This window comes from Embleya hyalina, assembly GCF_003967355.1.
Lineage (GTDB): Bacteria > Actinomycetota > Actinomycetes > Streptomycetales > Streptomycetaceae > Embleya > Embleya hyalina.
On the sequence record NZ_BIFH01000019.1, the window covers coordinates 375,884 to 395,756 of the forward strand.

24 protein-coding genes and 2 pseudogenes are annotated in these 19,873 nt (G+C 70.4%); 12 read left to right on the forward strand and 14 right to left on the reverse strand.

The window, feature by feature from the left end; all coding sequences use genetic code 11:
• The first annotated feature begins 469 nt into the window (after window positions 1-469).
• Window positions 470-1,276, forward strand: coding sequence for an SDR family oxidoreductase (locus EMA17_RS19000; RefSeq protein WP_126638239.1), 807 nt, complete (start codon window positions 470-472; stop codon window positions 1,274-1,276).
• A 15-nt stretch (window positions 1,277-1,291) separates the two neighbouring features.
• Here EMA17_RS19000 and EMA17_RS19005 read toward each other — a convergent pair.
• A protein-coding gene (locus tag EMA17_RS19005; protein ID WP_371863015.1) for an IS5 family transposase occupies window positions 1,292-2,223 on the reverse strand; the annotation gives its coding sequence in 2 pieces (ribosomal slippage) (window positions 1,292-1,888 and window positions 1,891-2,223; 930 coding nt in all).
• A gap of 94 nt (window positions 2,224-2,317) precedes the next feature.
• Here EMA17_RS19005 and EMA17_RS19010 point away from each other — a divergent pair.
• Window positions 2,318-3,202 (forward strand): helix-turn-helix transcriptional regulator, encoded by an 885-nt coding sequence (locus EMA17_RS19010; RefSeq protein ID WP_218042925.1) that lies wholly within the window; start codon window positions 2,318-2,320, stop codon window positions 3,200-3,202.
• Window positions 3,203-3,212: 10 nt separating this feature from the next.
• Here EMA17_RS19010 and EMA17_RS19015 read toward each other — a convergent pair whose 3' ends face one another.
• The gene (locus tag EMA17_RS19015; protein WP_246126755.1) at window positions 3,213-3,707 is read right to left on the reverse strand and encodes a recombinase family protein; all 495 of its coding nucleotides are present in this window, start codon (window positions 3,705-3,707) and stop codon (window positions 3,213-3,215) included.
• Window positions 3,708-3,826: 119 nt separating this feature from the next.
• On the reverse strand, window positions 3,827-4,462 hold the full coding sequence (locus tag EMA17_RS19020) for a TetR/AcrR family transcriptional regulator (RefSeq protein ID WP_126638241.1): 636 nt from the start codon (window positions 4,460-4,462) through the stop codon (window positions 3,827-3,829).
• A gap of 147 nt (window positions 4,463-4,609) precedes the next feature.
• Here EMA17_RS19020 and EMA17_RS19025 point away from each other — a divergent pair, with 147 nt between their 5' ends.
• A complete protein-coding gene (locus EMA17_RS19025) occupies window positions 4,610-5,368 on the forward strand; it encodes an SDR family NAD(P)-dependent oxidoreductase (RefSeq protein WP_126638242.1) in 759 nt (252 codons plus the stop codon).
• A 386-nt stretch (window positions 5,369-5,754) separates the two neighbouring features.
• Here EMA17_RS19025 and EMA17_RS19030 read toward each other — a convergent pair whose 3' ends face one another.
• Window positions 5,755-6,672: a recombinase family protein gene (locus EMA17_RS19030; protein ID WP_126638243.1), complete on the reverse strand. Its 918-nt coding sequence runs from the start codon at window positions 6,670-6,672 to the stop codon at window positions 5,755-5,757.
• Between the two features lie 310 nt (window positions 6,673-6,982).
• On the opposite strand from EMA17_RS19030, the gene EMA17_RS55970 reads away from it, so the two are divergent.
• Together EMA17_RS55970 and EMA17_RS19035 are read left to right on the forward strand one after the other, a co-directional pair.
• Window positions 6,983-7,336 (forward strand): helix-turn-helix domain-containing protein, encoded by a 354-nt coding sequence (locus tag EMA17_RS55970; RefSeq protein WP_371863016.1) that lies wholly within the window; start codon window positions 6,983-6,985, stop codon window positions 7,334-7,336.
• Window positions 7,251-8,027, forward strand: a complete 777-nt coding sequence (locus EMA17_RS19035; RefSeq protein ID WP_371863017.1) for an IS30 family transposase — start codon at window positions 7,251-7,253, stop codon at window positions 8,025-8,027. Before EMA17_RS55970 ends, EMA17_RS19035 begins: the two co-directional genes overlap by 86 nt.
• 140 nt (window positions 8,028-8,167) lie before the next feature.
• On the opposite strand, the gene EMA17_RS19040 is transcribed toward EMA17_RS19035, so the two are convergent.
• From EMA17_RS19040 to EMA17_RS51850, 4 genes and pseudogenes are all read right to left on the reverse strand, one after another.
• The gene (locus tag EMA17_RS19040) at window positions 8,168-8,980 is read right to left on the reverse strand and encodes a phytanoyl-CoA dioxygenase family protein (RefSeq protein WP_126638244.1); all 813 of its coding nucleotides are present in this window, start codon (window positions 8,978-8,980) and stop codon (window positions 8,168-8,170) included.
• A gap of 146 nt (window positions 8,981-9,126) precedes the next feature.
• Window positions 9,127-9,777 carry an IS110 family transposase gene (locus tag EMA17_RS55975; RefSeq protein WP_371863018.1) on the reverse strand — a complete coding sequence of 217 codons (651 nt, stop codon included), beginning with the start codon at window positions 9,775-9,777 and terminating at the stop codon, window positions 9,127-9,129.
• Window positions 9,705-9,899: pseudogene (locus EMA17_RS55980) on the reverse strand (IS110 family transposase); the annotation flags it as partial. The gene EMA17_RS55975 and the pseudogene EMA17_RS55980, both read right to left, overlap by 73 nt.
• A 239-nt stretch (window positions 9,900-10,138) precedes the next feature.
• Entirely contained in the window at window positions 10,139-10,315 is a 177-nt protein-coding gene (locus tag EMA17_RS51850; RefSeq protein WP_160161463.1) for a hypothetical protein, read from the reverse strand.
• A 52-nt stretch (window positions 10,316-10,367) separates the two neighbouring features.
• On the opposite strand from EMA17_RS51850, the gene EMA17_RS19050 reads away from it, so the two are divergent.
• A complete protein-coding gene (locus EMA17_RS19050; RefSeq protein ID WP_126638246.1) occupies window positions 10,368-11,036 on the forward strand; it encodes a hypothetical protein in 669 nt (222 codons plus the stop codon).
• Between the two features lie 146 nt (window positions 11,037-11,182).
• Here EMA17_RS19050 and EMA17_RS19055 read toward each other — a convergent pair whose 3' ends face one another.
• Complete coding sequence (locus tag EMA17_RS19055; RefSeq protein WP_126638247.1) at window positions 11,183-12,121, reverse strand: SMI1/KNR4 family protein; 939 nt, start codon at window positions 12,119-12,121, stop codon at window positions 11,183-11,185.
• Window positions 12,122-12,916: 795 nt separating this feature from the next.
• Here EMA17_RS19055 and EMA17_RS19060 point away from each other — a divergent pair.
• Entirely contained in the window at window positions 12,917-13,183 is a 267-nt protein-coding gene (locus EMA17_RS19060) for a hypothetical protein (protein ID WP_126638248.1), read from the forward strand.
• Window positions 13,184-14,249: 1,066 nt separating this feature from the next.
• On the opposite strand, the gene EMA17_RS19065 is transcribed toward EMA17_RS19060, so the two are convergent.
• On the reverse strand, window positions 14,250-14,927 hold the full coding sequence (locus EMA17_RS19065; RefSeq protein WP_126638249.1) for a TetR/AcrR family transcriptional regulator: 678 nt from the start codon (window positions 14,925-14,927) through the stop codon (window positions 14,250-14,252).
• 147 nt (window positions 14,928-15,074) lie between these two features.
• Between EMA17_RS19065 and EMA17_RS19070 the strand changes: the two genes are divergently transcribed.
• Entirely contained in the window at window positions 15,075-15,482 is a 408-nt protein-coding gene (locus EMA17_RS19070) for a cupin domain-containing protein (protein ID WP_126638250.1), read from the forward strand.
• Window positions 15,483-15,687: 205 nt separating this feature from the next.
• Here the strand turns inward: EMA17_RS19070 and EMA17_RS55380 are convergent, their stop codons facing one another.
• Window positions 15,688-16,287 carry a hypothetical protein gene (locus EMA17_RS55380; RefSeq protein WP_126638251.1) on the reverse strand — a complete coding sequence of 200 codons (600 nt, stop codon included), beginning with the start codon at window positions 16,285-16,287 and terminating at the stop codon, window positions 15,688-15,690.
• Window positions 16,288-16,645: 358 nt separating this feature from the next.
• Between EMA17_RS55380 and EMA17_RS19080 the strand changes: the two genes are divergently transcribed.
• Complete coding sequence (locus tag EMA17_RS19080) at window positions 16,646-16,768, forward strand: DUF4253 domain-containing protein (protein ID WP_126638252.1); 123 nt, start codon at window positions 16,646-16,648, stop codon at window positions 16,766-16,768.
• 135 nt (window positions 16,769-16,903) lie between these two features.
• On the opposite strand, the gene EMA17_RS51855 is transcribed toward EMA17_RS19080, so the two are convergent.
• Window positions 16,904-17,353, reverse strand: coding sequence for a methyltransferase domain-containing protein (locus EMA17_RS51855; RefSeq protein ID WP_160161464.1), 450 nt, complete (start codon window positions 17,351-17,353; stop codon window positions 16,904-16,906).
• A complete protein-coding gene (locus tag EMA17_RS51860; RefSeq protein WP_160161465.1) occupies window positions 17,329-17,550 on the reverse strand; it encodes a hypothetical protein in 222 nt (73 codons plus the stop codon). The genes EMA17_RS51855 and EMA17_RS51860 overlap by 25 nt, the downstream gene beginning before the upstream one ends.
• Window positions 17,551-17,645: 95 nt before the next feature.
• Between EMA17_RS51860 and EMA17_RS52960 the strand changes: the two genes are divergently transcribed.
• The 3 genes and pseudogenes from EMA17_RS52960 to EMA17_RS19095 form a co-directional block, all read left to right on the forward strand.
• Window positions 17,646-18,779, forward strand: a complete 1,134-nt coding sequence (locus EMA17_RS52960; protein ID WP_174861394.1) for a HEAT repeat domain-containing protein — start codon at window positions 17,646-17,648, stop codon at window positions 18,777-18,779.
• A gap of 106 nt (window positions 18,780-18,885) precedes the next feature.
• On the forward strand, window positions 18,886-19,041 hold the full coding sequence (locus tag EMA17_RS51865; protein ID WP_160161466.1) for a hypothetical protein: 156 nt from the start codon (window positions 18,886-18,888) through the stop codon (window positions 19,039-19,041).
• Window positions 19,038-19,316 (forward strand): annotated as a pseudogene (locus EMA17_RS19095) (ATP-binding protein); the annotation flags it as partial. The gene EMA17_RS51865 and the pseudogene EMA17_RS19095, both read left to right, overlap by 4 nt.
• A 161-nt stretch (window positions 19,317-19,477) precedes the next feature.
• Here EMA17_RS19095 and EMA17_RS19100 read toward each other — a convergent pair.
• Window positions 19,478-19,729, reverse strand: coding sequence for a phosphotransferase (locus EMA17_RS19100; RefSeq protein WP_126638254.1), 252 nt, complete (start codon window positions 19,727-19,729; stop codon window positions 19,478-19,480).
• Window positions 19,730-19,873 lie beyond the last annotated feature (144 nt).

The window sequence follows — 19,873 nt, forward strand, 5'->3', positions numbered from 1 at the left end:
ACGTGTGCCCGGAGACCGGCCGGGCCCGGCTCTCCTACCGCCGGGCCGAAGAGATCTTCGAGGAGAACACCCGGCTGCCGGCCAACCCCGCTCGCCTCACCCGAGGACATCGAGGACCCGGACGGCTGGACACTTCACCGGCTCCGTCACAGCGCCCTCACCCACGACGCCGAAGACGGCACCTCCACCTCGATGCCGCCGGCCCGCTCCCGCCACGCGTCCGTCCGCTCCCTGGAGCGATACGCCCGTTCCGGGGTGAGTCGGCGCACCGGGCAAGGGGGGCTCTCACAGTACCTGTCTCACCAGGGTCTCCCAGACGTCCAAAACGGCTGTCAACCTGGGCGAGTCGAAAGCGCCGACAACATTCCATGGACACGCGCTGCGGCTTTATCGCCACCGGTTCGATTCAGCAGCACCGAATGCGCGACCGTGTCGGCGCATTCCTCCACGACAAAAGGGACGGAGATCAATGACGGACACCCAATTCACCACTCACACGGAACTTTTCGACCTGAGTGGGAAGTACGCCCTTGTCACCGGCGGCACCCAGGGTATCGGGATGATGATGGCGCGCGGCCTTCTCCAGGCGGGCGCCCGCGTCGTCATCAGCTCACGCAACGCGGACACATGCGCAAAGGCACAGCATCTACTGTCCGAATTCGGCGACGTTCAAGCAATCCCCGCCGACCTGTCCAGGCACGACGAGTGCCGGCGCCTCGCCGATCTTGTCGAGGCCGATTCGGGACGCCTGGACATCCTTGTCAACAACGCGGGAGCGATGCGGCGCGAGCCGCTGGAGACGTTCCCGGACGAGGCCTGGGACGCGGTGATCGACCTCAACCTCAAGTCGCCGTTCTGGCTGGTGCAGGCACTGCTCCCCGCACTGCGCAGGGCGGGCACCGCCGATGATCCCGCGCGGATCATCAACATCGGCAGTATCGCCGCCATCCACGTCGCCGAGTCGCCCAACTACTCGTATGCCAGTAGCAAAGCGGCACTCCATCAACTCACCAGAGTGCTTGCCAGAGAGCTGGGCCCGCAGCACGTCACGGTGAACGCGATAGCACCGGGCGTGTTCCCGTCGCGGATGATGGCGTCCACGCTCGACGCCGTCGGCGACACGATCGCGGCGGCGGCCCCGCTGCGCCGACTCGGCCGCGACGACGACATGGCGGGTATCGCCGTGTTTCTCGCCGGCCGGGCCGGGTCCTACCTCACGGGCACCGTCATCCCGGTGGACGGCGGCATCGCGACGACCGCATCGGGCACCCCCTAGGACTTGTCCGGCCGATCATGTTCGGAGCCAGACGGTGAGGGCTGCGACAGTCGCGGTTCCGAGGTAGATGTAGCCGCGTTTGTCGTATCTGGTGGCCACGGCCCGGTGTTGCTTGAGTCGGTTGATCGCCCGTTCGATGGTGTTGCGTTTCCTGTAGCGCTCCTCGTCGAAGCCGGGTGGCCGTCCGCCGCGTGATCCCTTGCGCAGGCGGGCGGCCCGGCTGTCGCTCTTCTCCGGAATGGTGTGCCGGATGCCGCGTTGCCGCAGGTACCTGCGGCAGGGGCCGTTGCTGTAGGCCTTGTCCGCGGCGAGGCTGTCGGGTCGGGTGCGCGGCCTGCCCGATCCGGTCCGCGGGACACGGATCCTCTCCAACACGGGCCCGAGTTGCGTGCAGTCGGCCCGCTGTCCCGGTGTCACGACCAGGGACAACGGGCGGCAACGGCCGTCCGCACTCAGGTGGATCTTGGTCGTGAACCCGCCCCGCGAGCGCCCCAGGCCCTCGCCTCCGAGACCACCTCCACCAGGCGGGAAACCAGGCTCTGCCACGGCGTCTCGTCCTGGTGTTCCACCGCCGCGTCCCCTTTTGAACCGGGGGCCGGGGGCGGGTCGATGCGAGCACCCGCCGCGTGCTGATGCGCTCGCACGATGGTGGAGTCGACCGAGACGTCCCAGTCGATACCACCGGCGGCGTCGGCCTCGGCCTGGACCTGCCGGAGCAGACGTTCCCAGGTCCCGTCGGCCGACCACAGACGATGGCGTTCGTACACGGTTTTCCAGGGGCCGAACCGTTCGGGCAGGTCACGCCATTGAACCCCGGTCCGTACCCGGTGCAGGATCCCGTCGATCACCTGCCGGTGATCCCGCCACCTGCCACAACGCCTGTTGCTTACCGGCAGGAACGGCCGCAACCGTTCCCATTCCGCATCCGTCAGATCACCCCGCCCCATGCCCACAACAACGACCAAGACGTGAAGTAGTCACATGATCGGCCGGACAAGTCCTAGAACCGCGGGACGGGCTTACGGTGAGGGGATGGCCACGATGGATCCACGCACCGAGATCCGCGAGTTCCTCAGCTCGCGTCGCGCCCGCATCGCACCCGCGCAGGCGGGCCTGCCCGCCTACGGCGGCAACCGTCGGGTCAAGGGTCTGCGCCGTGAGGAGGTGGCGCTACTGGCGGGGGTATCGGTCGACTACTACGTGCGGATGGAGCGCGGCGGCCTCGCCGGTGCCTCCGACGGCGTGCTGGACGCGTTGGCCTCCGCCCTGCAACTCGACGAGGCCGAGCGCGACCACCTGTTCCACCTCGCACGCCAATCCAGGGCGCCCGGCGGCCCACGCCGGCGCAGGCCCGCCGTGACGGTGCGCTCGACGCTGCAGCAGGTGCTCGACGCGATCTCCGACGCGCCGGCCTGGATCGGTAACGGCCGTTATGACGTGCTCGCCACGAACCGACTCGCTCGCGCGCTGTACTCACCGATGCCGGCCGACCCGCGACGGCCCGCGAACACAGCGCGGTTCGTCTATCTGAACCCCGAGGCGGCCGGAGACCTCTTTGTCGACTACGACCACATCGCCGCCACCGTGGCCGCGAAGCTGCGCATGGAAGCCGGCCGCGATCCGCACGACGAGGAGCTGATCGCCCTGGTCGGCGAACTGTCCACGCGCAGTGAGCTGTTTCGGCAGCGGTGGGCATCTCGGGACGTGCGGCTGCGCCGGTCCGGCCGCAAACGTATGCGCCATCCGATCGTGGGCCGGCTCGACTTGGACGTCGAGTCCCTGGAACTGCCCGCCGACCCCGGTCTGCACCTCAACATCTACACAGCACCCGCGGGCACACCGACCGCCGACAACCTGGCGCTCCTGGCATCGTGGGCGGCCACCCAGCAGGCGCCGACGACCGAGCACGAGGCACACAATGGATAGCCCAACCCCGTCACCCGTACTGATCGGCGGACCATGACGCAGTTCTCGTACTCGTGACGGGCCTTGCGCTGATTCGGGACCGCAGGGAGGCCCCGGCCGCCGCCGGCCGCTCGACGGCGGCGGGCAGGGCCTGCACCCTGAACTTCACGGTGGACGGCGTCCCGCCGGTGCGCGGGTGGCGGGCGGTGAGGTCCATCGCGGAGAACGCGCCGTCGTGGATGCGCAGGGCTGGACGGCCGCGGTGCAGGGCGTCGGGCACGTCGAGGATGTGCCGGTTGCCGCGCACGAGGCGGAACATCTCGGAGATGTGCACGGAGTCGCCCGGCCGCGCGCAGGTGAGCGGTTCGCCGAACTTCGGCCGCCGGAGCGGGTGGAGGCGGCCGGAGCTGCCCGGGTCTTCCTCGAAGACGACCGGGTCCTCGATCCCGGTCTCCTCCAGGTCGAGGTCCTGCCGGGCGGTGGACTGCCGGTCGGTCGAGACCCGCTTGTAGACCAGGTTCGCCACCGTGGTCCCCTTCCGTACGGAGGATCGGACCCCATCGCCCACGAACGGGGCTCGCACGCTCGCGGCTCCGCGAACCCCCTCCGGCGCCGGGCGGCGGCGTACGAATTCCAGCCCTTGGATCAGGCCGGTCGATCGCAGGCGTACCGGGCGAGCGTGGTCTCCACCGCCTGCTCGACGGCGTAGCGGATGTCGGAGGCCGAGGGGTCCCAGTCGGTCAGCAGCATGCGGGGCCACAGGACGTAGTTGGCGATCATCCCGAGGAACTGGTTGGCGGCGCTCTCGGCGTCCGGGACGTCGGCGTTGCCGGCCTCGTGCTCCGACTCCAGGTAGTGCCGGACCGAGGTGAAGTAGGGCAGCTTGCCGAGCCGGAACTGCATCTGCCCCAGTTCGGGGAAGCGAGGCAGCTCGGCGATGACGATGCGGAACAGGGCCGTCATACCGGGCCGGCCGATCAGGTCGGCGTAGCGGTGGCCGATGGAGGTCAGGCCCGAGCGCAGGTCTCCGGCCCGAGGGCGCGCGACGGTGTCCGCGGTGTCGCGCTGCCAGGATTCGGTGACGATGGCCTCGAAGAGGGCTGCCTTGGTGGGGAACTGCTTGAACAGGGTGGACTTCGAGACGGCCGCCCCTTCGGCGATGCGGGCGAGGGAAGTGCCGTCGTAGCCGCGGTTCAGGAAGAGGTCCGTGGCCGCGGAGATGATCGCCGCACGCTTCTGCTGGGCGAGACGGCGGTGGTGTGCGGAGAGCTCTGCTGCCATGCGTACAGTATGCCCCGGATCCGAGGCGAGTCACTTGACTCGCCTCTTTTGGCGTGCCTACGCTGCGATGGGAAGGCGAGTCGACCGACTCGCATCCGATGGTGGTGCCCGATGTCTCTGCGGTGCCGCGCGATGAGGGAGCAGCCGATGACAGCCGACAGGATCGCTTTGGTGACCGGCGCGAACCGTGGGTTGGGCCGGAGTACGGCTCTCGCGCTGGCGGCGCGCGGGGTGCGGGTCGTGGTCACTCATCGCGGTGATGTGGCCGGGGCCGAGGAGACCGCGCGGCAAGTGCACGCCGCGGGTGGGACCGCCGCTGTCGTGCGTCTCGACATCAGCGACATCTCCTCCTTCGGAGCCCTTACTTCCGAGCTGAGCGCACTGCTCGAGCACTGGGGGGCCTCGCGGCTCGATATCGTGGTCAACAACGCGGGGGTCGGCGTTTTCGGTCCGCTGGAAGCTGTCACGGCCGACGACTTCGACACGGTGTTCGGCACGAACGTGCGGGGCACGTTCTTCCTCATCCAGTCGCTTGTGCCGCTGCTGGCGCAGGGCGCCCGAATCGTCAACGTCTCGTCGTCGTTGACGCGCCACACCAGTCCCGCGACGTCGGTCTACTCCGCTTCGAAGGCCGCCATCGAGGCTCTGAGCCGCACTCTGGCCGCAGAGCTCGGCCCCCGAGGCATCCGGGTCAACTCCATCGCTCCGGGGCCGACCGCCACCGACTTCAACGGCGGTGCCATGCGGGACGACGCCGGTATGCGCCAGGGTCTGGCCGGGCAGACCGCGCTCGGCCGCGTCGGCGAACCCGAGGAGATCGGCGACGCCATCGCCACGCTGGCGTCCGAGGGCCTGCGCTGGATGACGGCCCAGCGCATCGAGGTCTCCGGCGGCGCCCTCCTCTGACCGACCGGGCGAGCCCGTCCCGGGCCGCGCCGGATTCGTTCCGCACCGGTCTCGTCCTCGTCCGGCCCCCGGGGCATCCGGGTCGCGCAGCGGGCGCAGAGTGCCGGCGGCCGGTTCGAGGCGGTGAAGCTGTAGCGGCCGAGCTCGGGCTTCGTCGGCTCCTCGGCGAACGTCCCGTACGCCTTGATCCGGGCGCGGGCTCCAAGTCGCTGCCCGCCGAGCGGCGCCGCCACCTGGCCCGAATCGGGGATCGGCGCGGGAGATCCACAAGAAAGTGCCCAACGCGAGGATCGTCCTGCTCGGGTATCCCGAGTTGTTCAAGGACAGCGGCACCTGTGTGAAGCCGGACTCGACATGACCGAGACCGTCATTCAGAACGATCATGGTCAGCGCGTGAGCGTGCTGACGCGGTTCTCGTACTCTCGGCGGGCCTTGCGCCGGGCCGGGACTGCGGGGACGCCTTGGCCGCCGTCGAGCGGCCGGCAGCGGGCGAGGAGCCGGCGGTGCACGGCGGGGACGGCGCTGATGCGCAGGGTGTAGCCCCGGCCGCGCCGCACGGTCACGCCCCGGTCGAGCGCGCCACGCTCGGCGGGCTCCGGCTCGGTGGTGCGGAGGTAGTCGGCGACCTTGCCCGGCATGTCGAGGGTGACCGGCAGCTCCGGGGCGGGCGCGTTCTCCTCGCCGGCGGTTTGGTCGGGCAGGAGGTCGGCGACGGCGGTCCGGATGGCGCCGCAGTTGACCCGGTGGTCGCGGGCGAGGGCGGCGATGGAGCGGCCTTCCAGGTACGCGGTGCGTACGTCGGCGGTCCGAGCGACCGTCACGGCGGGCCGGCGCCCGCCCTTCGCACACTTGGCCTCGGCGGCCCGCAGTCCGTCGTAGGTCAGCTCGCGCCGGAGGTCGCGTTGGAGTTCGCCGGCGGTGGCGAGGGTCTGCGGCATGAACTTCACGGTGGACAGCAGTTCGCCGGTGCGGGGGTGGCGGGCGGTGAGGTCCATGGCGGAGAACGCGCCGTCGTGGATGCGCAGGGCTGGACGGTCGCGGCGCAGGACGTCGGGCACGTCGAGGATGTGCCGGTTGCCGCGCACGAGGCGGAACATCTCGGAGATGTGCACGGTGTAGTCCGGCCGCGCGTAGGTGAGCAGTTCGCGGAACTTCGGGCGCCGGAGCGGGTGGAGGCGGCTGGAGGTGCCGGGCTCCTCTTCGAAGACGACCGGGTCCTCGATCCCGGCCTCGTCCAGGAAGAGGTCCTGCCGGGCGGTGGACTGCCGGTCGGTCGAGACCCGCTTGTAGACCAGGTTCGCCACCGTGGGCCCCTTCCCTACGGAGGATCGGGACCCTGTCTGTCGTCAAACCCTGTCGGCAATCACCATCGGGGCTGATTGGATTCGCGCCGCCGAGAACCCCCGGATTGCGCGGGTTCATCGGACGTTCCGGCTGCCTGTCGTCAAACGATGGCACCCTCAAGTGATCAACGCACCGCCCACAGATGATCATGTGATCGTGGAGGTACAGGTGCGTGATTACGGGTTGTCGTCGGCTCAGCAGGATGAGATTCGGAGACGCCGGCGCGAGGGGCAGTCGTTCAGCTTGATCGGCCGCGCGCTCGGGGCACCGATGCATCAAGTTCGCCAGTTCCTGTACCAGAGCGACGGCATCCGCCTTGTCCCGCAGCAGCCTTCCGAGCGGCATCCGACCGGCGGCGAACGCGAAGAGATATCCCGCGGCAGTGCGGCCGGAGAATCAGCCCGGCAGCCGGCCAAGCGGCTGGGCAGACCTCCTTCGACCGTCTCCCGCGAGATCGCTCGCAACGGCGGACGGAACCGCGGCCGCCTCCGCCCGCGGGCGCCGGCCCAAGCAGGCCAAGCTCGCCCAACGACCGGCGCTGCGCGCCCTGATGGAGGCCAAGCCGTCCTTGCGCTGGTCTCCCGATCGGATCGCAGGATGGCTGCGACGCCAGTTTCCTGGTGACGCCTCCGTGCAGATCTCGCACGAATCGATCCACCTCTCGCTCTACGATCCTCGCCGGCGCCAGGCAATCAACCGCGACCTCACCCGGCGGCTGCGGTCGGCCAGGCCCATCCGCCGCCCGAAGGTCGCTCGCCGGCCCTCCGGGCGGGGCATCATTCGCGGCATGGTGTCCATCACCGACCGCCCCGTCGAAGTCGAGGACCGCAAGGTTCCGGGCCATTGGGAGGGCAACCTCGTAATGGGCACCCGGCCCTCGGCCGTCGCCACGCTCGTCGAGCGCACCGGCCGCTTCACGACCATCGTCGCGTTGCCGGACGGCATCAAGGCCGAGCAGGTCACCCCACACCTCACCAGGAGTCTCCTCGGCATCCCGCCCCAACTACGGCGGACGCTCACCCGGGACCGGGGTCGGCAGATCGCCGAGCACCGGACCATCACCACCGAGACCAGGATGCCGATCCACATCTGCAAGCCGCGGAGCCCCTGGCAGCGCGGCACCAACGAGAACACCAACCGCCTGCTTCGGCAGGACCTCTCCAAGGGCGCGGACCTCCGCACGTTTAACCGGGCCGCCCTGGACGACATCGCCCACGAACTCAACCACCGTCCGCGCAAGACCCACGGCTACCGCACTCCGGCAGAGGCCTACGCCGACCTGCTGAACAGCAGTGATGCGCCGCTGATCACTTGAGCTCGCCATCGTTTGACGACAGGCAGTCACGCGAAGTGCTTGGTATAGCGTCGCTGTTCCGGCCGGGGAGCACCTTGATGGTGATCCAGCCGCTCCAGCACATGCCCGGCCTCCTTCCTCCTCTCTCCCAGGCATGGTGTCTATCCGGGGTTGCGGTTGGTGCGGTCTCCATCCAGACCGGGAGTGTCCTGTCCCAGACCTCGGCGGATCGCAATCTCCACGGGCGAGTATGCGCCGTCGGTCCGTTCCAGTTCGTACGGTGCTGCCGGCATCAGCGGCGGCTGCGCCATGAAGCGTGGCCGTACACCGTGGTGCGGTTGCGCGGCGTGCACCAGGAACGGATGGCACAGGAAGACGTCGCCCGGGGACCCTGTCGCAAGGGCGAGTGGCCGGTGGGCGGACGCCGCGGCCAGATCGGGGGCGAGAGTCAGTCCGCTCGCTCCGTCCTCGCCGTATTTCTCCAGTACTTTGGGCGCATCGAGGTGTGAGCCGACCCGGATGCGGGTCGGGGCGTCCTCCTCGCCGACCTCGCTGAACAGGAACAGCATCAGCAGCGCCCGGCCCCGGGAGCGCACATTGGTGAAGTACCAGCTCTCGCCCTCCGGCTGATAGCTCCCCTCGATGTGCCAGCCCGCGTCGTCCGGCTCCTCTTTGTGCGGGAATCGCAGTGGGAACGTGCCCAGCGAGTAGCGCGGCTCCCAGCGCCCGGTGCCGACGAGCAGGTCGTACGCGTGATGCAGGAACGGGGAGTTGGGCGCGGCGGCAAACGGCCCCTGAGCCATGCCGCCCACCCAGTGCACGGGCTGCGTCCACGTCGACGGGTCGGCCGGGTCGCAGCCCGTCTCCCGCCACAACAGCCGCGCACAGTCTGCTGCCACGCGCGGCGCGACGGCGCCCTCCAACTTCACGAAACCGTCGCGGAGGAAACGGGAAACCAAGGTCGTGTCGTCCATGCCCCCATCATGTGGCGGTGCCCGCGCTGGCCACCCGACATTATCCGCACTGCCTTTGTGGGGACCCAGCGCAGCACCGTCGGGCGGCACACGCCGCCAAGCCGGCCGTGACCTGACCCAGCGGCACCTTCCTCTGCCGCAGCCGATTACATCCGAAACCGCTGGGGCAATCCGTCGGGAAGAAGTGCCACGCCGGGACACCCGAAGTTACCGCTGTAACCACTCAGCGGCGGTCTCGGTGCCGATCCCGGGCAGTGCGACGAGTTCCGGGGCCGCTTGGGCGACCAGCGGCCGCAGTTCGGTGTCGGTGGCGGCGGGCGAGCCGTCGCAGCGCGACGCGCACCGCGTGGGTGGGATCTGCGGACCCGGCCCGTGGGGCGTGAGCGGGCGAGTCGGTCGATCATCTCTTTCCTGGGTGGTCCGCGGAGTTGTTCGCGCACGTCTCCGGGCGCGGCGATGATGAGGTTGTGGATCTGATTCGTCGTCTGTGTGCGGGACTTGACCGCGGAGCGGCGGACCACGCGCAGGGAGCGGATGGCCTCGACGATGCCGTTGCGGGTCTTGGGGACGCCGGCGGCGCGTCCGGACAGGACCGCGGTGGCGGCGGCGTAGGCGTCGACCGGGTCGGACTTGCCGTGGGCGCGACGGGCCCTGCGGTCGGGCGGTCGACTTCGACGACGGTGATCCGGTTCGCCTTCGGGACGCGTGCGAGTTCGGCGCCGTAGGCGCCGGTGCCCTCGACCCCGACGGCCGCCGACTCGCCTTGTGAGCGCAGCCGCTCCAGCAGTCGCCGACAGCCAGCGGGGTCCGTGGGGAACGCCTTCGTGGCGAGGCGGCGGCCGATGGAGTCCTCCCCGGCGGCTTGGTGGACATCGGTGTGGGTGTCGACTCCGCCGACCACCGTGATCTCGTTCGTCATCCGTGTTCCGCCGTCCCTTCCGTGGACCGACGAGAGGTCGCACGTGGTGGCCGGGCGACAGGACAAGACAGTGACGAGACCGCGAGAGTCGGGCTCCTATGAGGTCACGGAAGCCCCACCGACCACGTGTACTACGACACGAACGCGCGCCGACCCGGTGTCCGACCGCGACACATCGAGTACCGGATCCCGCTCGGCGTCCGGAGCGTCTGGAGCGTCCGCGTGGCCGTACGGCGACGTCAGCCCCGTCGAGCGCGCAGACCGTCACCGACCAGTCCCACGAACGCGGTGTACTCGTCGCGGTCGGTGAAGTCGGGCCGACGCTGCGCCCACCGCAGCAGGCCCAGGGTGAGGGTGGTGTCGATCGGTCGGGGCAGGGTGAGCGCGGCGCCTATCGGGTGGAGGTCGTCGAGCAAGTGCCTGGCTACGGCGCACGGCGCCGTTGTGGAGGTCGGCGTTGAGGAGTCCGTGGATGCCACCGAGCCAGGTCAGGAGGGTGATGGCGCGTTGTGTGGGGTCGGGGTGTTCGGACGCGAGGCGCTCGCGCAGTTCCTCGATTCGCGCCGGTGGGAGCGCCGTGGTCTCGTCGGGGGAGAGGGTGGTCAGGGCGGGGACGAGGGATCGTGGTGTCCGCCATGCCGCGAGCTGCCGTGTGTCGTGGATGCGTTGCCACTCGGGTTCGGTCTCCAACCCGAGTTCGAGGGTCAGCGGGGCCACGAACTGCGTGACGCCGAAACGCCATCCGTGTCCGGCGAGCAACAGCCCCAGACCCAGGGGATCCCCGATCCGGAGATCCCTTTCGAACGGGTGGTGTGTCCAGGCGACCCTGTCGGTGTGATGCAGCCCCGCAGACGCCAGGAGTTCGCCGTCGCGCGCGTGCAGCATCAGGACGGGAGTCGGCACGCACCGACACTTCCCGACCGCGTTTCCCTCGGACGTGAGCCGACGGAAGTCCGCAAGGACGTCGCCGTCGTCGACCCGAGCGATCACCGTTTCATCGCCTCCCGCGACCCGCACGCTGCGCGTCCGCGACCAGACCTGCGTCAACCACCCCTGCGGCGCCGGCGCCACATCGTCACCCCCTGGTCGTTGTGGCACTCGAGGAAGCGCACGGCACCAGTGAACCAGCGCACCTGAAGCATCCGCGAACGGCCCGCTTCCGGAGCATCCATGCCGAACCGCAGGACGTTTCACACCAATCCCACGCGGACCGAGCCGACCGGTGCGGCCTTGCCGTGTCGTCCCGAGGCGTATCGGTGGGCATGTTCACGACCTCGGTCATCTCAGAAGCGCGGGTGGTATTCGTCCCGGAAGGTTTCCCGGGCCCGTTCGACGTCTTCGACGGAGGTGAACCAGTGCGTCTCGAAGTGCCTCGCGAGTGTGTAGGGGTGACGCGGGTCGGTCAGCATGCCGAGGACGAATTCCGTCGCGGAGCAGTCGAAGCGCTCCCACGGGTCCCAGGCGTCGATGCGGACGCAGACCGGCCACCGCTGCGGATCCGGGTCCTCCACGAGCCAACTGAACGAGTACCCGGCACCGTTGCCCGCCCATTCCAGCAGCCGCAACGGGCCCGAGTCCGCCGGGGCAGGGTCGGCGAACTCGTCACGATTCGCGACGATCAGGTCCAAATCGTCCTCAGGGCGTGAGCCCGGTACGCGCAGGTCGAGGTTGTCGTCGAAGGAGCCCGCGCCGAACACCTCGGCCAGTTGCTTGTAGTCGTCGGGAAGACGAAGGCCGAGTGCCCGCTCCGCGGCCTCCCAGTCGACGATCCGAGGCGGTCGCCTCCAGCCGGTCAACGCGGCCAGGTCCTCGGCCCACGACGACCCGGCCGGCCGTACCGGATGCAAGGGCGCGCGCACGGCCGCCGGACGCGCACCTTCGCCGGACGCGCAGTCGTCGTCCGCGAGCAGGCCCACGCCGAGCCAACTGCGGCCGACGGTCCACCCGTACATCTCGACGGCCCGGCCGACGAGCACGTCCGACAGCGGCGGGCCGGGCAGATCCCGCAGCGACGGATCCGTGACACCGTCGACGGCGACCGCCCTGGGCGCCCCGAACCGCGAGCGCAACACGGCCACGCCCGCATGCAGGAAAGCGGGTCCACCCTCGCAGACGCCGAGATCGACCAGGTCGTATCCGAGGCCCGGAACTCCTTCACCGTCCACCGGCAACGGGCGGGCCAGGAGGTCCTCGATCACGGTGAGAAACGCGGCGTCGTCCACACCACGAGTAGACCGCGGAGGCGGGAAGCTCCGGAGACCGGGGTCGGACGACGCATGGCACGACCACGGGGAGACGGTGCTCGGCGTGCCGCCCGCAACGGTCGGGATTGCGTTCCCGGACGCGGTTGCGCGGTGGTACGGCGCGAGTTCGCGAAGGCGCATTCCGCGACCGGCGCTCTCGGGTATACCGTCCACTCGGGCGTCCGAAGGACCCCGGGAAGGCCACGCGCGACCCGGACGCCACAAAGACGGCGGTCCGGGTCCCAACGATGCCACGAGCGGAAGTTGATCGACGTCGGGCGAGAGCCGGGATGCCCGGGCCGCTGCGGTGGAGCCCGACGGCGGTGGTGCCCGTGCGCGGGTCGCGCCACATCACCTGCGGGAGCGTGGCGCGGCGGGTGTGGTCGTCCAGGAGCGCGGCGACGCGGGTCTCTCCCTCGCTCAGGACCAGCGCGGTCAGGCGCTCGAACCGCGGATCACGCAGCACCGTGCCGGGCATGGCCTTGGCGTGGTGGCCGCCGACCATGACCCTGATGTCCGGGTCCAGGGCGTGGGCGATGCGCGTGGAGACGGCGTAGGTGGGGCCATCGACCGCCCTCGGTCGCCGAAGCTGTTCCGGGTGTTCCGAACCGACTTCGGGCGTCGCGCGCTCTCCGATCGGACTGCTTCGACCAACTTTCGTGAGTGTCGCATCGACCCGGCCACCCGACATCGTGGTTTCCGTTCGGGTGCCCGCCGGATACGCGGACATCCGGCCATGATCGATGCCCGTTCGATGAGAGGATCGTGTAGTCCGTGAAACTTGTGTTTCGCACGCTTGCCGTCGGGATGTTCTCCGTCGCCGTACTGTGCGGCGGTGTCGGCTCGTCGGCCGCCGCCGGCCACACCCCCGTCAAACCCGACCTCACCGGTCCGAACCCCCAGGTCGAGCCGCGTACGGTCGCGGAATGTGGCGACCGCGCCACCGCGGCCTACAACTGGGGCATGCAGATGGGCTGGGGCGAAGGATTGGCCGGGGAATACGCCGTGCTGACCTACGAAGGATGCATCGCACGACTGTGACGACGGCCCCCGCGGAGTAGCCGCCACGACGTCCACGGCGCACGACTCCCCGGGCGGCGGGGGCGACCGTCGAGCCGTTCCTTCGGTGTTGCTGCCGCGGTCGTGGATCACCGACGCAGGCGCCGGTGTCGGTGACGGGCCGCGTCGTGGGTGGGCATGTGGTGTCGGGTGGGTGTATGGGCCGGTCTCGGGACGGAAACGAATCGGGGCCGGCGTGGGGTGGCGGGCCCGGGGCGGCAGCGTGCCGGTATGGCCGGCTTCGGGCGGCGGGTGTCGGCCGTGATCCGAGACCGGGATCGCGGTCGACCGGCTGCCCGGGGTCGTCCGCCCGGCCGTGCACCCCGGATCGGCCTACGGGCGCCCGCCCGATACCACCTCGCCCGTCGGGTATGACTCGTGGACACATCGCCCGCCGGGGTGCGTCGCTCATTCCGGGGGATTCAACGGTTCGGTCCGCACTCCCTGAGTTTCGGGTTCGAGCGCCCTTACCGAACGACCACGTCGTCTCACCGCTCGACGGGGCGATCCGAAACACCCCCACCGGTACCACTCCCACCCACTGCGAACCTCACGCCCCACCGCACACGAAGCCCCCGGGCCCGACACTCGCCCCACCCGCGCATGTCGAGGTCCGCCGACAGCCGTCCCCGCTCCGACCGACGGCGAACCACGCCGGGCACGCCGCTTGTCGATCGTCCGGCCGTTCCGACCGTGATGACCGCACGTGCGCGGGCCCGGCTTCTTCGACACGATCCGGGACGCCGTCCGTGTCGTCCCGCGGCCGTCGTCGCGCGGCGGCCGCGGCTCCGTGTCGGTTCGGTGCCCGACGGCGTCGTCCGCCGCGCCGTGTGTGGTCGCGGTGGAGTCACCTATCGGTTCGGTTCGGGGGCGGGTCGTGACGTGACCGAGCCCGAACCGGCGCCGCAGGGGCGGGGGTTCCTGCCACCGGTCGGGTGGACCCCGACGGCCCGCCGATCGTCCGGGTCGGGCCGCCGGCGCACGGGGTCGCGCCGTTCGAGCCGGCGGTGGAGTGGACCCGGGTGAATCCCTTGCGGGCCTGACGAGTTCACTCCTCGGTGTGACCGTGCGGCAGTAGGCCGTCGACCAGTGCGCGCAGCCCCTGTGGGTAGGTGTTCCGGGATACCAGCGCGGGCCAGCGATCGGCGAGTGCGGCCAGGTGGGGCAGTCGGGCCGGATCGGCCTCGCCGAGGACCGCGTCGCGTCGGTTGGGTCGCTGCGGGTCGGCGCGGCGGCGTTCGGCGTTGGCCCGGACCAGGATCTCGCCGACGGTGAAGTACCAGACGCTGCGGTAGAGATCGACGGCTTCCTCCGGGGTGCAGCCGCAGTCGATCGCGCCCGCGATGATCGCCTCGACCATCCACAGCGCCGATTCGCCGGTCAGGTCGTCGGCGGCGAGGACCTCGACGATCCACGGCCAGGCCGCCAGGGAGTCGTGGATGAGCGTCGCCGCCACGAGGACGCGTTCGCGGGGGGCGTCGGGAAGGTCGGGGCGCGGGATCGTGTCGGCGTAGTCGTTCAGCAACTGCGCCAGGAGGTCGTCCTTGTCGCGGAAGTGGTGGTAAAGCGTGGTCGGCGCGGCGTCGGCCTCCGTCGCCAGGCGGCGCATGGTCAGCTTCCGCCAGCCGTCCCGGTCGATGAGCCGACGGGCCGCGGTCATGATCTGCGCGCGGGAGGTCCTGGGTGGGCGGCCGGTGCGGCCGCGCGGTGGGACGGACGGGGACATCGCCCCATGATGGCGCCTCCCGCGATCCGGGGCGAACCGCGCCGGTCGGGTCCCGATCGGGCGGAGGTTCGACGGCCGTGCCGCACCGATGATACTTTCCGAACATGTTCGGAAAGTATTCCGCACCCGATGGGAAGGACCGCTCCCGTGGCCACTGACGCGACGACCCCGCTCGACCTGTTCGACTCGCTGATCCACCTTCGCGAGGGCGGCATCGTCGACGCCGGCCCCCGACGGGGCTTCGGGGATCCCGGCCTGTGGACGGTGACCGCCTTCCACGCCGCGGACGACCGCGCGGTGCACGCGGACGTGTGGGAACGACACCCCGCCGGTCAGGAGGTCCTGTGCGTGCTCTCCGGAGTCGTGTGCGTCCACCTGCGCGACCACGACGACGGCCGGGAACCGGTGGCGACGCTGACGGCCGGCACGTGCTTCGTCGTCCCCGCCGGACGGTGGCATCGACTGACCGTCCGCGAGCCCGGCGACCTGCTGGTCGTCACCCCTCGGGAAGGGACCGGGCACGAGCGCATGACCGAGCCCGCCGCGAACGTCTGACGAACGCCGCCTCGTCCACATCCGCCGCGCCGCCGAGGCGTGGTTGTCGAGTCGGCAGCGGTACTGCGGCTCGTGGTCGCGGGCGACGGCGTGCCGGGCGATCGCGCGCACCAGCCCGCGGGCGTGGTCCCTGCCGCGATACGGGGCAGCCTGAGCACGCCGAGGTCGGCCGGTGCGGCGGCGTCGGACCATGGGTACGCGCTCGTCACGGCCACCGGCACGTCGCCGTCGAAAGCGCCGTACACGGCCCAGTGGTCCAGTCGACGTACGCGTCGTCGCGATCCTGTTCCGACGCGGCCTCCTGGAACCGGGCGAACGCCGTCGCGTCGGCGTCGGTGAGCGGGCGGACCGAGGCGTCGTCGGACTCGCCGAGCAACGGCCGTCGGTCCGCAGGATCGACGGCGATCACTGCGTCGCGCTCGGGATCGAATCTGCGCACGGTGTGGGTGCAGCAGTTCACCCGCACCGTCGGTGACGGCGAACAGGAGGTGACCTGGCGGGGGAAGGACGATCTCCCGCGGGGCAGAGTATTGATCGCCTCGCTCGTGATCCGCAGGCCCGGTACGCGAAGAAGCGCGCATCCGCCTGGGTCGGTTACAAGGTCCACCTCAGTGAAAGCTACGACGATCCCGGACGGTTCGCGGTCGCCGGGATCCGCACGGCCCGCTACGTCGGGCGGGCCAAGACGCACCTCGCACACGTTTTCACCGCGACCGCCGTCAACCTCATTCGCCTGGACGCCTGGTGGAACGAAGTCCCGCTCGCCCGCACGCGCGCTTCCCGACCGGCCACCCTCGACGCGCAACGTGAACTCGATTGGGCAACAGGGTCACTCGATGTACTCGAAGACCTCGGCGCGTGCGGCGGCTCGCGTCGGCCCGGGCCGGCTCGCTCCCAGGTCGCTTTCGAAGGAGGCGAAGAACGACTCGGCGAGTGCGTGTCCCAGCACCGGCCAGAACGTCCGACCGAGAGACGGATACCGAAGTCTGCGGCGAGCAGGGCGAATTCGTGGCTGGTGTACTGGGCGGATTCGGCTGGTCGTCGCAACACCTCGATATCGGAGGTGTCGATGGGTTGGCCGGCCGGGTGGATGCGGGAGTTGACGGGCAGGGCACCGATGAAGTCGCCCCGGGAAGCCCTCGTTCCGCCGTGACGTCGAGCGGTTGTTCCGGCGTGACGCCTTCTGCCCTGACAACATCCGGCAGGGCACCCGCAGGACTCGGACCGTCCGCCACTACGCGGACACCCTGGTGAACGCACGACGCCGGTCATTCTGGTGGGACTAGCCGGCGGCAGCCCACAGCTCGACAGTGGCACCTGTCTTCAAAGCTCGGTCCTGGCACAGATCTTGGGGAGCGGTCGCGGAAGGTGACTGGTTGTTCGATTGTCTGAGATCGTCACGTCACTCCCGCGCGATCGGATCATCCGCGCGGTGTTCCCGCGCCGGAGGAATCGGGTTCGGACGAAGGAGCGTCGATATGGGCGGTGGAGATGTAGACCGTCGCCGCACGCGTGGCGGCACCCTGAGCGGTGGTCGCCTCGGGGGTGGTGTCGTCGAGCCGGAAGGCGTTCGCGCGCACGAACCGGCAGGGGAGGTTTTCGTCTTCGGCGAGTCGGGTTGCCTCGGCGACCAGTGCGGCGTGCAGGTCGGCGTGCAGGTCGACGCCGACCAACTCGACGTCGGGGCCGAGTACGTCGTGGGCGGCGAGCCACCGCACGACATGGCCCAGTCCGCACCCGACGTCGACGACGCGGATGCGATCGGGCGCGCCCGGGGTGGAGCGGACTGCGGTGAGCAGCGGCCCCAACAGGTGGGCGAGCCGTTCGGGGATGCGCAGTTCCTCGCTCAGGCGCCGGAGTTCGGTGTGCACGGCGACCGGGCGCCGGTCGACGTACGCCGGATTGAGCAGGCCCCGTCGAGCACCGGCAACCGCGCGGCGATCCGGGCCCCTTGGGCCTGACCCGCGGCGCGCAGCGTGGCGACCACGTCGGCGCGCGCGACCGGGACCCGCTCGAGCGAGCCGGGCGCGTGGTCGACGATCAGGTCGGAGACTTCGAGACGAGACACCGGAGCACAATACGCCGCAGGTCCCGCGCCGGTCGGTGGTTCGTCGTGAGCATCGTTGGTGTGCGGTCGGGTTCCTGGGTGAAGGGGAGTCGGGCATGGCGTGGTGGCGGGACGATCCGGCCTTTCGAGCGGTCGCGCGGGCGTTTCCGGTCAATGGGGAGTTCGAGGATCAGGTGGGTGGTCCGTTGGACGTGCGGGCGGTGGTGGCGTCGGTGCCGCGCGGGGTGTGGGACACGTTCGCGCACGAACGCCTGCCGTGGGACCGCTTTCCGTGCGGGCCGCAGGCCGCGACAAACGTGGCCGTGCTGCGGTCCGACGACACCGAAACGGTCCGCCGCGGTCTCCGCGGCCTGCGGGGACGGTTGGCGAACAGTTCGTGGTCGCCGTGCGCGTTGGCCGTGCCGTTCCTGCTGCGGATCGCCGCCGACCCCGCCGGCCGGTGCCGCGCCGAGGCGTTGGTCCTGGCCGCGGAGACGGCACGCCGGACCGGCGGCCCGTCGACGTGGACCCGCGAGGAATTCCTGCGCGTCGCCGACGGGTGGTGTTTCGAACCGAGCGGCTACCCGGGGAACTGGGCCATCGAGGCCGCCCGCGCGGCGATCGCCACCGACGCCGACCTCCTCCTCCCACTGCTCGACGACCCCGACCCCGGCATCCGCACCGCCGCCGCCCACGTCCTGGCGGCGACCTCCGGGCGCCTCGACGACATTCGCCGCGCCTTCCACGCACGCCTGCGGGTCGAGGACGACCCGACCGTGCGTGCCGGCCTGGTGCTCGCGATCGCACAACTCGCCCACGAACACCCCGCCACCGACACCGGATGCCGGGCCTGGGCCCGGGCCCTGTGGCGCGATCCCGCGAACCCGCCCGAGGTGCGCACGAGCGCCGCCATCGGGTGGCTGTGCCTGACCGACGCACCCGTCCCCGACGAACTGCGCACGGCCCTGGACGCCTGCGCGACCGAGACCACGGCCCGACTGATGGCGCCACTGCCCCGAATGCGCGCGATCGACCACACCGGCGACACCGCCCTCCACCGCTGCCTGCGCACACTCCTCGACCCCGACGACGTCGAAGACGAGACGGACGACCCGTGGGCAACACCCACGGAGGCCGTACCGGCAACCACGGAAAAGCGTCGCGATCCCGCCCACGACACCCACGCGCGTCCGGCGCCGCGCGATCCTTGGCCTCGCGTGGAGGGATGCGCCGACGACCCGCCCTTCTAATAGCTCATCGGCGAGCCTCGGCGCGCGGACGCGCAGAGCCGACCGTCGCGATGTCGACCGTGGTGCGGGGTGAACGAGCACGAAGGGGCGTGGTCGTCGTCGAGCGGTGCCGTCGGCCGCACTGGGCACGCTCGCCGCTCTGCTGAACCGGGCCGCCACGGCCCAGGTCGTCGTCGGCCGCCGACCGTTGTCGGTCTACGACCAAGCGGCGGGCACCCGCCCGTTCAACCCCGCACCCACCGACGACAAGGACACCGCGTGAGCGAGTCGGTCACCGCCCGGATCCGTGCCACCGCGATCAGGCTGGGACTGCCCCACCTGGCGCAAGGACTGGACGGATACCTCTCCCGCGCGGACGCCGCGAAGATGGGCTACCTCGACCTCCTGGACCTGGTCCTCGAGGAGGAACTCGCCGTTCGTGAGGACCGCCGCTTCCGCGGTGCCCTGCGGTTGTCGAAACTCCCGCACCACAAAACGCTCGACCAGTACGACTTCTCGTTCCAGCCCGACCTCGACCCGCGAAAGATCGGCGACCTGCCGCAGCCACCACCCTGGACACCCCACGACCTCGGACACGGGACAAAGAACGCATCCCCGTAGCCGACCGCCGGTCAGCGCGCACGATAGCCGGCCCACGCTCGCGCCGCGTCGGCCAGGGCACCCGACCAGGGCGCCGGCGTACGGCTCGTGACGGCCTCTCAATACCGGGCCTCGGCCTCGGCGAAGTCGCCGATCACCCGATCGGGCACCCCGCGCCACGCCGGCAGTCGCGCCGCCCACGCCTGCGCCGCGGCCGGCGACTGCCCGCCGGTGGCGATCAACCGCACGACCACCAACGCCGGATCCAACCACGCCGGCCCCCGCACCGCCCACCCCCAATCCACGAGCACCGCCCGCTCGGCCGTCACGAGGACGTTCTCGGGATTGAAGTCCGTATGACACAACGTCAACCCACCAGCGCCTCACTGTAGGTTCCGCGCTCTGATGGACACTGCCCATTTGAGATGGGCAGCGATTGGGCACTTTCGCCATTCCGTGGGCACTGACTGCGGTCGGTAACTACGGTCGCGTCCATGGTCGTTCAGAGTCCAGTA

Bases quoted from the DNA above. Each gene is read 5' to 3' on its own strand.
- EMA17_RS19000 (WP_126638239.1), top strand. From the start codon at position 470: ATGACGGACACCCAATTCACCACTCACACGGAACTTTTCGACCTGAGT.
- EMA17_RS19010 (WP_218042925.1), top strand. From the start codon at position 2,318: ATGGATCCACGCACCGAGATCCGCGAGTTCCTCAGCTCGCGTCGCGCC.
- EMA17_RS19020 (WP_126638241.1), bottom strand. From the start codon at position 4,462: ATGGCAGCAGAGCTCTCCGCACACCACCGCCGTCTCGCCCAGCAGAAG.
- EMA17_RS19025 (WP_126638242.1), top strand. From the start codon at position 4,610: ATGACAGCCGACAGGATCGCTTTGGTGACCGGCGCGAACCGTGGGTTG.
- EMA17_RS55970 (WP_371863016.1), top strand. From the start codon at position 6,983: ATGCATCAAGTTCGCCAGTTCCTGTACCAGAGCGACGGCATCCGCCTT.
- EMA17_RS19040 (WP_126638244.1), bottom strand. From the start codon at position 8,980: ATGGACGACACGACCTTGGTTTCCCGTTTCCTCCGCGACGGTTTCGTG.
- EMA17_RS19065 (WP_126638249.1), bottom strand. From the start codon at position 14,927: ATGTCCCCGTCCGTCCCACCGCGCGGCCGCACCGGCCGCCCACCCAGG.
- EMA17_RS52960 (WP_174861394.1), top strand. From the start codon at position 17,646: ATGGCGTGGTGGCGGGACGATCCGGCCTTTCGAGCGGTCGCGCGGGCG.